The organism is Collinsella aerofaciens ATCC 25986 (assembly GCF_964237925.1).
GTDB classification, from domain to species: Bacteria; Actinomycetota; Coriobacteriia; order Coriobacteriales; family Coriobacteriaceae; genus Collinsella; species Collinsella aerofaciens_BJ.
In genome coordinates, this window is sequence record NZ_CAXSKI010000023.1 from 1 (window position 1) to 14,775 (window position 14,775).

15 protein-coding genes are annotated in these 14,775 nt (G+C 62.4%); 10 read left to right on the top strand and 5 right to left on the bottom strand.

What is annotated here, in order from left to right; all coding sequences use genetic code 11:
- Positions 1 to 136: 136 nt before the first annotated feature.
- From ACESWY_RS09310 to nadA, 4 genes are read right to left on the bottom strand one after another with little or no spacing between them, the layout of a single operon-like run.
- Positions 137 to 682 (bottom strand): transcription repressor NadR, encoded by a 546-nt coding sequence (locus tag ACESWY_RS09310; protein ID WP_368137426.1) that lies wholly within the window; start codon positions 680 to 682, stop codon positions 137 to 139.
- A complete protein-coding gene (nadC, locus tag ACESWY_RS09315; protein WP_138341717.1) occupies positions 682 to 1,542 on the bottom strand; it encodes a carboxylating nicotinate-nucleotide diphosphorylase in 861 nt (286 codons plus the stop codon). The genes ACESWY_RS09310 and nadC overlap by 1 nt, the downstream gene beginning before the upstream one ends.
- Before the next feature lie 3 nt (positions 1,543 to 1,545).
- The gene (locus ACESWY_RS09320) at positions 1,546 to 2,922 is read right to left on the bottom strand and encodes an L-aspartate oxidase (protein WP_373094198.1); all 1,377 of its coding nucleotides are present in this window, start codon (positions 2,920 to 2,922) and stop codon (positions 1,546 to 1,548) included.
- A gap of 55 nt (positions 2,923 to 2,977) precedes the next feature.
- Positions 2,978 to 4,003, bottom strand: a complete 1,026-nt coding sequence (gene nadA / locus ACESWY_RS09325) for a quinolinate synthase NadA (RefSeq protein ID WP_373094196.1) — start codon at positions 4,001 to 4,003, stop codon at positions 2,978 to 2,980.
- 292 nt (positions 4,004 to 4,295) lie between these two features.
- Here nadA and ACESWY_RS09330 point away from each other — a divergent pair, with 292 nt between their 5' ends.
- On the top strand, positions 4,296 to 5,018 hold the full coding sequence (locus tag ACESWY_RS09330) for a LytR/AlgR family response regulator transcription factor (protein WP_022093993.1): 723 nt from the start codon (positions 4,296 to 4,298) through the stop codon (positions 5,016 to 5,018).
- Positions 5,018 to 6,295, top strand: a complete 1,278-nt coding sequence (locus tag ACESWY_RS09335) for a GHKL domain-containing protein (protein WP_373094194.1) — start codon at positions 5,018 to 5,020, stop codon at positions 6,293 to 6,295. The genes ACESWY_RS09330 and ACESWY_RS09335 overlap by 1 nt, the downstream gene beginning before the upstream one ends.
- A gap of 64 nt (positions 6,296 to 6,359) precedes the next feature.
- Here ACESWY_RS09335 and ACESWY_RS09340 read toward each other — a convergent pair whose 3' ends face one another.
- Positions 6,360 to 6,935: a hypothetical protein gene (locus ACESWY_RS09340; protein WP_260699689.1), complete on the bottom strand. Its 576-nt coding sequence runs from the start codon at positions 6,933 to 6,935 to the stop codon at positions 6,360 to 6,362.
- 136 nt (positions 6,936 to 7,071) lie between these two features.
- Here ACESWY_RS09340 and trxA point away from each other — a divergent pair, with 136 nt between their 5' ends.
- The 8 genes from trxA (at position 7,072) to ACESWY_RS09380 (ending at position 14,335) form a co-directional block, all read left to right on the top strand.
- Positions 7,072 to 7,392 carry a thioredoxin gene (trxA, locus tag ACESWY_RS09345; RefSeq protein ID WP_022093990.1) on the top strand — a complete coding sequence of 107 codons (321 nt, stop codon included), beginning with the start codon at positions 7,072 to 7,074 and terminating at the stop codon, positions 7,390 to 7,392.
- Between the two features lie 231 nt (positions 7,393 to 7,623).
- On the top strand, positions 7,624 to 7,872 hold the full coding sequence (locus ACESWY_RS09350) for a hypothetical protein (RefSeq protein ID WP_006235225.1): 249 nt from the start codon (positions 7,624 to 7,626) through the stop codon (positions 7,870 to 7,872).
- Position 7,873: 1 nt separating this feature from the next.
- Positions 7,874 to 8,386, top strand: a complete 513-nt coding sequence (nikR, locus tag ACESWY_RS09355) for a nickel-responsive transcriptional regulator NikR (protein ID WP_226812468.1) — start codon at positions 7,874 to 7,876, stop codon at positions 8,384 to 8,386.
- 117 nt (positions 8,387 to 8,503) lie between these two features.
- Positions 8,504 to 10,975: a carbamoyltransferase HypF gene (hypF, locus tag ACESWY_RS09360; RefSeq protein WP_373094190.1), complete on the top strand. Its 2,472-nt coding sequence runs from the start codon at positions 8,504 to 8,506 to the stop codon at positions 10,973 to 10,975.
- 131 nt (positions 10,976 to 11,106) lie between these two features.
- Positions 11,107 to 11,367, top strand: coding sequence for a HypC/HybG/HupF family hydrogenase formation chaperone (locus tag ACESWY_RS09365; RefSeq protein ID WP_055310039.1), 261 nt, complete (start codon positions 11,107 to 11,109; stop codon positions 11,365 to 11,367).
- Positions 11,367 to 12,479: a hydrogenase formation protein HypD gene (hypD, locus tag ACESWY_RS09370; RefSeq protein WP_373094188.1), complete on the top strand. Its 1,113-nt coding sequence runs from the start codon at positions 11,367 to 11,369 to the stop codon at positions 12,477 to 12,479. Before ACESWY_RS09365 ends, hypD begins: the two co-directional genes overlap by 1 nt.
- Before the next feature lie 48 nt (positions 12,480 to 12,527).
- The gene (gene hypE / locus ACESWY_RS09375; protein ID WP_373094186.1) at positions 12,528 to 13,562 is read left to right on the top strand and encodes a hydrogenase expression/formation protein HypE; all 1,035 of its coding nucleotides are present in this window, start codon (positions 12,528 to 12,530) and stop codon (positions 13,560 to 13,562) included.
- A gap of 104 nt (positions 13,563 to 13,666) precedes the next feature.
- Entirely contained in the window at positions 13,667 to 14,335 is a 669-nt protein-coding gene (locus tag ACESWY_RS09380; protein ID WP_373094184.1) for an HAD family hydrolase, read from the top strand.
- Positions 14,336 to 14,775: the final 440 nt, after the last annotated feature.

A 14,775-nucleotide genomic window follows, 5' to 3' on the forward strand; every position in this document is an offset into this window, starting at 1 on the left:
CGACCTTCTCCCTGCTGTACATGCGAACCTCCAGTCCGGACCGCCCCGCGGTCCAACTTTCTGTCCGCACCCCCTTTTATATCTTGGATGCCGATTTTAGGAACTATTTCACCGCAACTTATAGATGCGGCGTCGACTAGGACAAATCGTCTTCGTAGGGCATCAGGTCTGCTAGGTAGCCTTTTTCCTTGAGCATCGCCTCGATCTCGTCGAGGGTCTGCTCGTCTTCCGCCGCGATGCGATGGAAGTGGTAGCCGCTCGTCACCGTTAGTAGTGGAAAGCTCTTGCCGCTCTCGATATCGTGCAGGTAGCGCTCAACATCGCGACGATTGCGGATGTCCAGGTCGGCCGTGATCTTACCGTACACGCGGTGATTGACGATCACGTTGAGCACGGCACCACCGGCGTCGACGATACTCGTGAGCTCATCGCCTGCCTGCTCCACGCCGTGGCGAACCTTGACCAAGCGCGTGGGAACAGCCGGACTGCTCGCCGCCTCCTGCAGCACGTAGCCGCGATTGGTCGCCACGATATCGTGCCCATCGGCGCGCAGCAGGGCGATGTCTTGCACGACAATCTGGCGGCTCACACCCACCTCACGAGCAAGTGCGCTGCCGGAGACGGGGCCCTTGGCTCGCTCGAGCACGCCCATGATGGCACGGCGACGCTCGCGGGCGTCCATTATTTACCGTCCAGCAGACGCAGGTGCTTAAGCGAGAGGTCGAGAATCGGCGCAGAGTGCGTCAGGGCGCCCGAGCTAATATAGTCGACACCCAGATCGGCCAGGGCGCGAATGTTGTCGGCGTCCACGTTGCCCGAACACTCGGTCTTGGCACGACCGGCGATAAGCTCGATAGCGGCCGCCATGTCGTCATGGGTCATATTGTCGAGCATGATAATGTCGGCACCGGCTTCCACGGCCTCGCGCACCATGTCCAGGTTCTCGCACTCGATCTCGACCGTCGCAGTAAACGATGCATGGGCGCGAGCCATCTCGATTGCACGCGTCACGCCGCCGGCGGCATCGATGTGGTTGTCCTTGAGCATGACGGCCGTCGACAGGTTGTAACGGTGGTTGCTGCCGCCGCCAATCTCGACCGCGGCCTTCTCAAAGACGCGCATGCCCGGCGTGGTCTTGCGCGTATCGACGAGCACGGTCTTGGTGCCCTCGAGCGCCGCGGCCATCTGGTGCGTATAGGTAGCGATACCGCTCATGCGCTGCAGGTAGTTGAGTGCCACGCGCTCGCCCGAAAGCAGCACGCGCGCGTCGCCGCGCACCTGACCCACATGGTCGCCGGCGTGCACCTCGTCGCCATCGGCAACGTCGAGCAGCACCGAGCTCTGCGAATCCAGCAGTTCAAAGGTGCGGGCAAACACATCCAAGCCGGCGATGATGCCGTCGGCCTTGGCGATAAGCTCCACCGTGGCGGGACGCGCCGTGGGGCACACGCTCACCGTGCTCACGTCCTCAAAGGTAATGTCCTCGCGCAGAGCCTGCAGAATCAGATCATCGACGACGAGCTTCATGGTAATGGGATTCATGGTCTACTCCTCCACGGCCTGCGTGCCGGCGGCACGGGCCAAATCATCGATTGCCAGGGTGTCGGCGCTCAGGGCGCGATGACGGCCATCGAGCGCGGGATCGCCCGCCTGCTCCACGGCCAGCGACTCGCCGGTACGCATGTACCACGCGGCGCGACGACCCCAGACCAGCGCCTCGAGCAGGCTGTTTGATGCAAGGCGGTTTTTGCCGTGAACGCCGTTGCAGGCCGTCTCACCCGCGGCGTAGAGCTCGGGCATCGAGGTGCGGCCGTCCTTGTCGACCCATACGCCGCCCATAAAGTAGTGTTGCGTGGGCGTGACGGGGATGGGCTCGTCCAGGATGTCGCGGCCGTCCTCCAGGCAGCGCGCGCGGATATTGGCAAAGTGCCCGGTCACCACATCGCGCTCGACGGGGGCGAAGCTCAGCCACTCGTGCTCGGTACCGTCCTGCTTCATCTGCTCGCGAATAGCGGCGGCGACAACGTCGCGCGGCTGAAGCTCGTCGGTAAAGCGCTCGCCGGCGGCATTGAGCAGAATCGCGCCCTCGCCGCGGCAGCTCTCGCTGATCAGGAAGGTGCGGCCCGGCTGCGGCGAAAACAGGCCCGTGGGGTGGATCTGCACGTAGTCCAGGTGCTCCATCTTAATGCCATGCCCCTGAGCGATGTAGCAGGCGTCACCGGTGAGCTGCGGGTAGTTGGTGGAGTGATCGTACACGCCGCCGATGCCACCCGTCGCCCACAGCGTATGGCGGGCATGGATCTTAAACGGCTTACCGGCATGCACGCCCTCGGCGGCATTTGCCAGCTCGTCGGCGGGGCGAACCGAGTTGTCCTCGTCCACGGAAACGGCGACGACACCGGCACACACCGTGGCGCCGTCACGCTCGCCCGTCAGGATATCGGTCATGGCTACGTGCTCCAAAATCTGCACGTTATCCAGCTTGCGAACGGCCTGGAGCAGCTTGGTCGTAATCTCCTTGCCGGTGATATCGGCATGGAAGGCAATGCGCGGACGGCTGTGCGCGCCCTCGCGGGTAAAGTCGAGGCTGCCGTCGGCCTTGCGCTCAAAATCCACGCCCATCGCCAGCAGGTCGTTAATGACCGAGCGGCTCGAGCGGATCATGATGTCGACGCTCTCGCGGCGGTTCTCGTAATGACCGGCGTGCATGGTGTCCTCAAAGAAGGCATCGTAGTCTGAGCCTTCGGGCAGCACGCAGATACCGCCCTGCGCGAGCATCGAATCGCACTCGTCGACAGCGCCCTTGGAAAGCATGATCACGCGCGTGCTCGTCGGCAGATTGAGGGCCGCGTACAGACCCGCCACGCCGCAGCCGGCAATGACGACGTCGCACTCCATATCGGGGTATTGCTTGGTTTCCACAGGAATCCTCTCCCTTGAATGTGACATAAGGGACCGTCCCTCATGCAACATTGTTCTAGCGTGCTGCGTACTCGAGCATACGGTCGAGCGTGAGCTTGGCCTGGTCTGCTGCCTCGTCCGAGACGCCGATCTGCACCTCGCCCTCGCCCGTCTCCAGGCAGCGCACGAGCTTTTCGAGCGTGATGAGGTCCATGTTGACGCAGGTGGGCTGCACCGCGGGGAAATAGAACTTCTTGCCGGTGCCCTGGCAGCGGCGCTCGAGCTCGTAGAGCACGCCGCGGACCGTCACGATAATGAACTCGCTCGCGTCGGACTCCTCGGCATACTTGATGATGCCGGCGGTGGAGCCGATGTAGTCGGCCTCGGCCAGAACGTCGGCCTTGCACTCGGGGTGCGCCAGCACGAGCGCGTCGGGGTGGGCCTCCGTCGCGTCGACGATCTGCTCGACGGTGATGATGTGATGGCGTGGGCAGTAGCCGTTGTTGAGGATGACGTGCTTTTGCGGCACCTGCTCGGCTACGAAGCGTCCCAGGTTTTGGTCGGGAATGAACAGGATATGCTGCTGCGGCAGCTCGGACACGATCTTAACGGCGTTGGAACTGGTGACGCACACGTCGCTCCAGCTCTTGATCTCGACCGTGGAGTTGACGTAGCACACCACGGCCAGGTCGTCGCCGTACTCGGCGCGCGCCGCGTCAACCGTCTCGCGCTTGACCATGTGCGCCATGGGACAGTCTGCGCCCCGCTCGGGCAGCAGCACGGTCTTAGTGGGATTGAGCAGCTTGGCGCTCTCGCCCATAAACTCCACGCCGCACAACACGATGGTCTGCTGCGGCAGGCTCTTGGCGAGCTTTGCCAGGTAGAAGCTATCGCCGACGTAATCGGCAACGGCTTGGACCTCGGGCGCCACGTAATAGTGCGCCAGGATCACCGCGTCACGTTGGGTTTTTAGTTGCTGAATGGCCTCGACGAGCTCTGCGGGCACCAGTGCCGCACGCTCCGTTGCCGTCGTTGCCGATGCCAAGCCGGCCGCGATATCGCGTGCAAGCTCCGACGCATCCATGTTCGCGCTCTGTGCCATCAAGGCCCCTCTCTTTTGGCGAATCTTGGGGCTTTAGTATGACACCTAGGTTTACAGCTGACAAGACAGCTGTAAACCTAGGTGTAAAGTTGAAATAAAGATTCAATCATGTGGCAGGTCCATATTCGAACTGGCAAGCTGAGGATAGCTGAGCTCTCGATGGCGCAGGAGGCATCTTTCGCCACCGCAATACCGCTTGGCGCGAGTTGCACGCCGTGGGGCGCAAACGGTCCGCACCCCCGCAAGCGGCGCGTACCCGATGTGGCAAAATCGAACTACTTAAGGGGGCCGAATGCTCAAGATTATTGCCTGCGACGATGATGTCGCTTTTCTAGATAGACTGCACCGGATGATCGACCGTTGGTCGACCGAGACGGGCACGGCGGTCGATGTTGCGCTCGTCACACGCGGCGAGGACCTGCTGGCCCGCCATGCCGCATCGCGCGCCGACATCATTCTGCTCGACATGATCATGCCGCTCGTCAACGGCATGGACACCGCACGCGAACTGCGCCAGGCCGACACCGCCGTGCGCCTGGTGTTCCTCACCTCGTCGCCCGAGTTCGCGCTGGAATCCTACGAGGTCCGCGCCTTCGACTATCTGCTCAAGCCCGTGACTTACGAACGCCTGGCGCAGTTACTCGACGAGCTTTCGAGCATGCGCCCGGCGGCAACCGACGAGCTCGTGATCAAAACTTCCTTTGGCTACCACGCCCTGCGCCTGTCCGACATCGAATATGCCGAGGCGCGCAACAAGCACGTGGTCTTCCACCTGCGCGACGGACGCGATATCGAGGCACTCGAGTCGTTCCGCAGCGTCGAGGACCGCTTGGAGCAAAACGCAGTCTTCTTTAAATGCCACCGCAGCTACCAGGTCAACCTGCGCAATATCGATCACTTTGACCGCACGGACATCGTCATGCGCTCGGGCGCGTGCATCCCGCTTTCGCGCAGTTGCAAGCAGGGATTCCAAGACGCCTACTTTGCGGTGCGCTTTGAGGGTGGGAGACACTGATGGTCTCCTCGGTCGAAATGGTCCTTTGGGCAATCCACCACGCCACGACGCTGCTCTTTGGCGTCTTTGCCTCGGCGGCGCTGTGCGGTGTCGAGATCAACCGGCGTCATGCGCTTGAACTGGTGTTGGTCGGCATCGTGACCGGCGCTGCCTTTTCGATCGCCAATGTCGTTGGCGGCGAACTATTTGCCCGACAGGTTTATCCACTTGCCGTGCACCTGCCGCTTATCGTCTACCTGTGTGCGCGCTACCGCCTGAGCCCGCTGCTTGCCGCGCTCGGCATTACGAGTGCCTATCTGAGCTGCCAGTTCAGCAATTGGATGAGCATCGCCGCCTTTGCCGCAACCGATTCGCAGATCGCGTACTATCTGGCGCGCATCGCGACCACACTCGCCGTCTTTGCCGTCCTGTTGCATTGGGCCGGCGACATCGGTCCACGCTTGGCGATTAAAAGCACCACCGAGCTGGGCATCCTTTTAATCCTGCCGCTCGTCTATTACGTCTTTGACTATGCCACCAACGTCTACACCACGCTGTTCCACTCGGGCTCGGTGGTAACGGTTGAGTTTTTGGCATTTGCGCTCTGTGCCTTCTATCTTATGTTTCTTGCCGTTTACCTGCGCGAATACGAAGAAAAGGAAACCGCCGAGCGAGAGCGCTGGATGCTCGAAACCCGCGACAGCGCCGCCATCAAAGAGCTCGAGGCTTGGCGTCAATCTGGGCGCGAGCTGTCGATTCTTCGCCACGATATGCGCCACTTCCTACGCGGCCTGGCCGCTTTAATTGAGGAGGGCCACACCGACGAGGCGCTCAAACGCATCGATGAACTCTGCGAAGCCGGCGATCGCACCGCCGTACGCCGCTTCTGCGCCAACGAGACCGTAAACATCGCGCCTTCGTCATTTAACTCGGATATCAATAGAAACGGCATTACCGCCAACCTGCGCGCCGCCGTACCCGAAACCATCCACGTAGGTGACGCCGACCTGTTTAGCGTGCTCTCAAATGCCTTGGAAAACGCTATCACCGCCGCGAGCGCCGCGCCCCAGGGAAAGCGATTCGTCGACTTTGACCTGCGATTAGAGGACGGCCAGCTGCTGCTGTTAGTTTCCAACACGTTTGACCGCGCGCCGCGCATGGTCGACGGCATGCCCGTGACCCGGCATGCGGGCCACGGCTTTGGCACCAAGAGCATCAAACTTGCCGTGGAGCGCATGAACGGCAACTGTCAGTTCCGCATTAACGGCGATCGGTTTGAGCTGCGCGCTGTGATGTAGAAGTGCGGCGCCGATCTCGCGGCGTGTCTTGCCCGCCAGGCAATCGCTCACCGGCGCCAATCCGCTACAGCGGAGCGGCCGCCGGGGTCAGCTGCTTGATGTAGGCCCACATGCGCTGCTTGGCCGCTTTGTCGGTCAGCGCCGCCTCAAAGCCATCGAGCGCGAGCACGCGGCGGCCCTGCACATGGGCGACCAGGCCGGGCTTGAGCATGGCGGTGTCGAAGTCATCGATCGCCACGAGCATATCGGCGTAGGTCTCGCGCATGGCGTCAGCCGCGTTGTTGTCGAGCAGCAGCACCGCCTCGGGGTCCAAAGCCTCAAGCGCCTCACGGAACAGCTCGCACGGCAGAGTCTCGCCCACCGCGACCGTCCCATCACCCACGCCGGCGACGCTTGCCAGCACGCAAAAATCCTCGGGCGCGTAGCCGATGGCCCCAAGCGCCTTGCGCAACGCCGCGCCATCCGGGCCGGCGGCAAGCTCGCCACCCGAACGCTCGGCCTCGTCCAGATCGCCTTTGACCAGCACGATCGGCGAGCACGCGTTGCCCGCGATACGCACGCCACGACCCGCGAGCGATGCGAGCTCCTGCTCGGTCGCCTGGGCGATGGCTTCTTTTTTCTGGCTTTGTGACGTGGGCATGCGCTCTCCAATCGTTTGCGTGCCCACCATTATATAAAAGAGCCGCCCGCGAGTGGTTGCTTTGCGGGCGGCTGGGTATAAGCACGGTCGTACTGAGTTTTACGCGGCCGAGCCGCGTCGCATTATGGAGGTCACCATGGCTGACATTAATCAGATTACCCCCGAGAACTTCGATTCCATCGTTAACGACAGCCTGCCCGTGCTGGTCGATTTTTGGGCACCGTGGTGCGGGCCCTGTCGATCCCTCTCGCCCATCGTTGACGAGGTTGCCGATGAGCTGGCGGGCAAGCTTGCCGTTGCCAAATGCAACGTCGACGACAACCAGGACCTGGCCATGAAGTATGGCGTCATGAGCATCCCCACGCTGATTGTGTTTAAGAACGGCGAGGAGATTGACCGCTCGGTTGGCGCTCTGCCCAAGGCGAGGCTGCAGGCGCTGCTGGAGAAGCATCTGTAATACGCTTGTTACATGTTGCCGTCTGCCTGCCGTCCATGAGCGCTTTTACGCCGCTCGCCGGACTTCTGAATGCACCGAGTGCAACCACGGATAGTATGGTAGTCACAAACAGCCCCCAGTGAACGGGTGCGGGTCGCACAGACTCGTACCCGTTTTCTTATGCAGCTGCGCGCAGAGCGGGCGTAGTAAAATCTGAACCACTGAACTGCCCCATACAAAAGGAGATTTCCCATGCATGATGTTGGAATGAACATGAGCCAGCTTGCCATGAGCGTCAAGCAGGTCGACGACACCATCGAGCTCGCTCACGAGTGGAGCCATCAGCTGCTGCATGCGACCGAGAATTTTGACATGGAGCGCATCGGCGCCAAGCTCGAGGCCGCCATGGCCGCGCTCCACGAGGCGCATGACGCGCTCGAGGGCTACGAGGAAGCCATCGAGGCCGACCACAACTCCGTCGGCTCCGTGAAGCTGGTGTAAGGTGGCCGAACACGAGCACTGCTGCGAGTACGAGCACGAGCATCCGCACGGGGCGGACGGTGACGCGGGCTGCCACTGTAGTGGCTCCGGCTCCGAGCTGGTCCGTTTTTCGGTTACCGCACCCGACGACCTGCTGCGCCGTTTTGACGAGCAGATCGCGCGCCGCGGCGACGTGGCCAACCGCTCCGAGGCCGTGCGCGATTTGATTCGCGCCTCGATCGCCAAAGAGCAGATGCGCACGCCCGATGAGCACGTTATCGGGTCGCTCACCATGATCTACGACCATCACACCGGCGATCTGACGCGCCGCCTGGACGAGGTGCAGCACGACTACACCGACGAGATCGTATCGACGATGCACGTGCATTTGGATCACCACAACTGCTTGGAAATCCTGGCACTCAAGGGTCGCGGCGAGCGCGTCTACGAACTAGCCGACCGCCTGCTGGGCCTGCGCGGCGTTAAGCACGGCGAGCTCACGTGCGCCGCCACCAAGCAGAGCCTGGGGCTGTAGCGGGATTTCCCGCAGCGCACCTGCCAAATAGGGACAGGTTTGTTTTGGCAGGTTTAGAAGTTTTACCTACCAAAATAAACCTGTCCCTTTTTGGTCGGTTTTGATGAGGGGTGTCGCATGCGGCATGTGCATATTCATGTGACGGGCATTGTGCAGGGCGTTGGCATGCGACCGTTTGTGTATCGCGAGGCCATGGCACATGGCATTTGTGGATGGGTGCTCAATGCGGGCGACGGCGTGCATATCGAGGCGCACGCTTTGGCCGATGCGCTCGATGCTTTTGTTGCCGCGCTTTCTGAGCATGCGCCTGCGGCAGCTCGCGTTGAGCGAGTCGATATTGCGGATTTGGAGCCTGGCGGCTGGAGCGCTGCCGATGAGCAGGGCTTTCACATTGTGGCGTCGCAGGACCAGACCGCGCACACGACGCTCGTCTCGCCCGATATCGCCACCTGTGACGATTGCCTGCGCGAGTTGTTCGATCCCGCCGACCGACGCTATCACTACCCCTTTATCAACTGCACTAACTGCGGCCCACGCTTTACCATCATCCGATCGCTGCCTTATGACCGAGCGGCCACGTCGATGGATTGTTTTCCCATGTGTCCCAAGTGCGCTGCGGAGTATGTCGACCCACTCGACCGGCGTTTTCACGCGCAGCCCGATGCCTGCTTTGATTGCGGGCCGCATATTACGTGGCGCGAGGCTGTAAACGGCAATGCGTGCGGGAATTCGTCCGCGACACCGGCCGTCGGCACCACACGCGAGGCCAGCGACGCTATCATCGAGCGCTGCGTTGAGCTGCTGGCCAGCGGTGGCATCGTCGCCATCAAGGGCCTGGGCGGATTCCATCTAGCCTGTGACGCTGCCAACGAGCAGGCGGTGGCCGAGTTGCGCCGTCGCAAACGCCGCAGCAACAAACCACTTGCCGTCATGGTACGTAGTCTTGCTGATACCGAGCGCCTGTGTCATATCGATGATGCTGAACGCGATCTGCTCGCTGGCAGTATCCGCCCCATCGTGCTGCTGCGCCGGCGCACTGTTAGCGAGGACAACGACGGTTCCCCCGACATCCTCGCCCTCGCGCCATCTGTCGCGCACGACCTGCCCGAGCTCGGCGTCATGCTCCCCTATACGCCGCTTCAACATCTGTTGCTTGCCGCGGCAGAAGTCTGCGGTATGCACGCGCTCGTCATGACCAGCGGAAACCTGAGCGAAGAACCCATCGAGACCGACGACGACCTTGCCTGGGAACACCTCGTTGCCGCCGGCATCGCCGACGCGTTGCTCGGTAACGACCGCGCGATTCTCTCGCGCTATGACGATTCCGTGGTGCGCGTGGTCGACGGCGCCGTTATGCCCGTGCGCCGCGCTCGGGGATATGCACCCCAGCCGCTGCCGTTGCCGGCGCTCGACGGCGCTCCGTCCTGCGTGCTCGCCTGCGGGCCACAACAAAAGGCCACGATTGCGCTCACACGTGAAGGGACGAACGGCGAGGCGCCCTGTTTTGTGTCGCAGCATATCGGCGATGTTGAAAACGGCGGGACCTTCGATGCCTGGAACGCCGCGCGCACGCGCTTGGAAGATCTCTTTGATTTGGCGCCCGCCGCCTTGGCCTGCGATGTACACCCCAGCTATCTATCGGGCCAGTGGGCGCGCGAGCAGGCGCGAAAATGCAATCTGCCGCTCGTCGAGGTGCAGCACCATCATGCGCATATCGCGAGCGTAATGGCCGAGGCCATCGCCGCGGGCCAGCTTACAACCGACGCGCGCGTCCTTGGCATCGCCTTTGACGGCACCGGCGCCGGCACCGATGGGACCATTTGGGGCGGCGAGTTTCTTGTTGCCAGCCTTGGCGGCTTTGAACGCGCCGCGCATTTGCGCACCTGGGCGCTCCCCGGCGGGGCGGCCTCCGTGCGCGACGCCCGCCGCAACGCCTTCGCCCTGCTCAGTGAGCTCGGCCTGCTCGAGCACCCAGGTGCCGCTCGGCTTTTGGACAGCCTCGACGAACAAACGCGCAGCGTGACAGCCACCATGATCGAGCGCGGCATCAACAGCCCGCGTACCAGCAGCATGGGGCGTCTCTTTGATGCCGCGGCAGCAATTCTGGGCATCTGCGACAAGGCAACCTACGAGGGCGAACCCGCCATCGAGCTTGAGGCTGCCGCCTGGCGCGCACTCAGCAGTGAAAGTGCCTGCCCCGCCGGCAATATAGCCGGCTTTTCCGTAACCGAATCATCCCGTCCGGACGCCTGCCATGTTCTAAACTCCAGATCGCTTATTGAGGCGCTTTTGGAGGGAACCAGGGCCGGCACTGCGGCCTACAGGCTCGCGCTCGACTTCCATATCGCCATCGCGCGCTCTTCGGCACGAATCGCACGCGAAATCTGCGCGCGCGAAGGCATCGATACCGTCGCGCTCTCGGGCGGCGTGTTCATGAACCGACTTTTGCTCCAGCTCCTCACCCGCGAGCTCAAAAGCATGGGTCTCACTGTCTTGATTCCCCAAACCGTGCCCGTTAACGACGGCTGCATCGCCTACGGTCAGGCGGCAGTCGCAAGCGCTCGTCTTGCGCAGGTTGCATCGCAGTAGGCTGTTCGGCCAGCCCGCAAGCCGCCGTCTCACAGGTGTAGCGCGTTTGCCCGCAGCGCCCGCGAGCGCTACCATCAACTGATGGATTATTGAGCGCCCGTCCAGCGCAAAGCGTATAAAAGGGGAACAATATGTGCCTTGCCGTTCCCGGTAAAGTAGTCAAACGCGACGACGACCTCAAGGCCACCGTCGACATGATGGGCATCGAGCGCCCCGTGTCGCTGCGACTCGTGCCGACGGCGCAGGTTGGCGACTATATTCTCGTACACGCCGGCTTTGGCATCCAGATTGTCGACGAGCAGGAAGCACAGGAAACGCTCGAGCTTGTTAATGCCATGTCCGAGCTGGTCGAAGAAGACCAGCTGACCACCAACCCGGCGGAGGCTTACTAGTGGCGCCCGAGCAGCCGGCGCGCTCCGGTATCGATTTCTCGGCATTCCGCGATCCCAAGCTGGCTCGCGAGCTCATCGAGCGCATTCATGAGCTTGTCGGCGACCGCACCATCAACCTTATGGAAGTCTGCGGCACGCATACCGTGAGCATCGGGCGCTATGGCTTTCGCTCCATTATGCCGGCCGGGCTCAAGCTGCTGAGCGGCCCGGGCTGCCCCGTCTGCGTCACCGCCAACCGCGACATCGACCACGCAATCGCGCTCGCCAACATAGACGGCGCCATCATCACCACCTTTGGCGACATGATGCGCGTGCCCGGATCATCCACCTCGCTCGCTGCGCAAAAGGCGGCAGGACGCGACATCCGCATCGTCTATTCCCCGCTCGACGCGCTCGACATTGCCGAGCAAAACCCCGATCGCCCGGTCATTTTTATGGGCGTGGGCTTTGAGACTACGACGCCCACCATCGCCGCCGCCATCTTGGAGGCCGAGGCGCGCGGGCTTTTGAACTTCTCGGTCTATTGCGCCCACAAGACCACGCCGCCGGCGTTGCGCGCCATCGCCAACGACCCCGAGACCGCCATCGACGGCTTTATCCTGCCGGGCCACGTCGCCACCATCACGGGCTTGGCGCCCTTCAGCTTTTTGGTCGACGAGTTTAAGACTCCAGGCGTGGTAACGGGATTTGAGCCGGTCGACATCTTGCAGGGTATCTGCATGCTGGTCCAGATGGTTGTTGAGGGGCAACCCGCGATCGACAACGCCTACCGTCGCGGCGTCAATGCCGACGGCAATCCTGTGGCGCGCCAGCTGGTCGAGCAGGTATTTGAGCCGTGCGATACCACATGGCGCGGATTGGGGTCGATTGCGGCTTCGGGACTCGCCATTCGTCCCGAATTCTCGCGCTTTGATGCCCGTACCCGCTTTGATGTGCCCGTTGAGCCGACGGTTGAGCCGCGCGGATGCCGCTGCGGCGACGTGCTGCGCGGAGCCATTACGCCGAGCAGCTGCCCGCTCTTTGGCCGCACCTGCACGCCCGAGCACCCCGTCGGCCCGTGCATGGTGAGTTCCGAAGGCAGCTGCGCGGCGTACTACCGTTACCGAGTCTAGCCCGAACGCCCCCGCGCACTGACACCTCCCACGATTGGAGTTTTGGATATGTCCCATAGCATCACCGATAGCACCGTCCTGTTGGGCCACGGCTCCGGCGGACAGATGATGAAGTGCATCATCGATGAGGTCTTTTTAGATGCCTTTGGTTCGCCCGAGCTGCTCGAAGGCAACGATGCCGGCGTCGCCGCGCTGCCCGCGAGCGGGCGCATCGCCATGTCGACCGACAGCTTTGTAGTCTCGCCGCAGTTCTTCCCCGGTGGCAACATCGGCCGCCTCGCCGTGTGCGGAACCGTTAACGATGTCGCGACCTCGGGCGCCAACGTGCGCTACCTGTCGTGCGGCTTTATCCTTGAAGAGGGCTATCCCATGGATAAGCTCCGCCAGATTGTGCAGACGATGGCCGAGACGGCGCGCGAGGCGGGCGTGTCCATAATCACGGGCGACACTAAGGTGGTCGAGCGCGGCGGGGCCGACGGCGTCTATATCAATACCGCCGGCGTGGGCGAGGTGCCTGCGGGCGTGGCGCTCAGCGGCGCAAACTGCCAGCCCGGCGATGTCATCCTGGTCTCGGGTACACTGGGCGACCACGGCATCGCCATCATGAGCCAACGCGAGGGTCTGGCGTTTTCGAGCACCATCGAAAGCGATGCCGCGCCGCTCAACCACCTGATTGCCGATGTGCTTGCCGCAGCACCCGACACACGCTGCTTCCGCGACCCCACGCGCGGTGGCCTGGCCTCGACGCTCAACGAGTTTGCGCAGGCCAGCGGCGTTGCCATGGAGATCGACGAGAAAGCTGTGCCCGTGCGCCCCGACGTGCAGGCAGCCTGCGAGATGCTCGGCTACGATGTGCTGCAGGTGGCAAACGAGGGCAAGATGGTCGCCGTCGTGCCGGCCGAGCAGGCCGATGCCGCGCTGGCCGCCATGCGCGCCGCCCGCTACGGCGAGAATGCCGCCGTCATCGGTCGCGTGCTGCCACTTGCCGAGGGCACCCGCCCCGCCGTGCGCGTACGTACCGGTTGGGGCTCGACCCGCATCCTCGACATGCTCGTAGGAGAGCAGCTGCCGAGAATTTGCTAACGACAAAGGCTCAGGGCTATTAAAGATATTCAGATTCCAAACATGCCCGGCACGCATGCCCAGTATCATGGGGTGCGTTTTGAAACCCAATGACGGGAGCTTTCATGGCAGCAGCTTTTTCCCATGTGATTTTTGATCTGGACGGCACCATCCTCAACACGCTCGAGGACCTGGCGGCCGCCGGCAACCATACCTGCGAGGCGCACGGCTGGCCCACGTTTGCTGTTGACGAGTACCGCTACAAGGTGGGAAACGGCATGCTCAAGCTGGTTGAGCGCTTTATGCCCGCCGAGTACGCAGGCGACGGCCGCATGTTTGAGCAGACGCTTGCCGAGTTTAGGGCTTACTACGGCGAGCACAAGGAAGACCACACCGCTCCCTATGCCGGCACGATCGAGATGCTCGACCGCTTGCGCGCCGCGGGCGTTCAGCTTGCCGTGCTCACTAACAAGGACCACGTCTCGGCGGCTCTGCTTATCGAAAAGTATTTTGGTTCCGAGCGCTTTGCGCTGGTGCAGGGCCGTGTCGATGCGTTTCCGCCCAAGCCCGAAGCACCCGTCACGCTGCATGTGATGGAAGAGCTAGGCGCCGACCCGGCGACCACGCTCTACGTAGGCGATTCCAATGTCGATATCCTGACCGGCCACAACGCCGGCCTTAAGAGTGCGGGCGTCAGCTGGGGTTTCCGCGGCCGCGCAGAGCTGGAAGCCACCGGCGCCGACTACGTGGTGGACACCCAGGCAGAGCTCGCGGCGCTGGTGCTGGGCGAGTAACGAGCGACACTGCTTAACGCAGCTGCGGCAATTCTTCCGCGCGGAAACCGCATCCCGTTTTGGAGCTCCGGAATGGGATACGCTTTCCGCTTGAGGCACATCAGGGAAACCGCATCCCGTTTCAGAACAATATTCCGGGTCGCACTTTCCGCAACCCACCCCATCCGGAAAATGCGACCCACTATTCGGCCAAAAACCGGGTGGCGGTTTCCCAAGCACTCGATGCAACGCTGGCACAAGGAGTGTCCCCAACTACCGGCAGAAAAGGAACGTCCCCAGCTGCCGCCTTCCCAATGACTACTTCAGCGATGGCAACGTCGCAGGTAAAAGTGCCACTTTAAGCCAACCAAGGGAACGACGTTGTTTTGGCAACGACAGCGAAAGCCCGCCAGAACGAGCAAGGTGCCTTGAAACAAGGCGGCATTGACCTTTTGGTCATG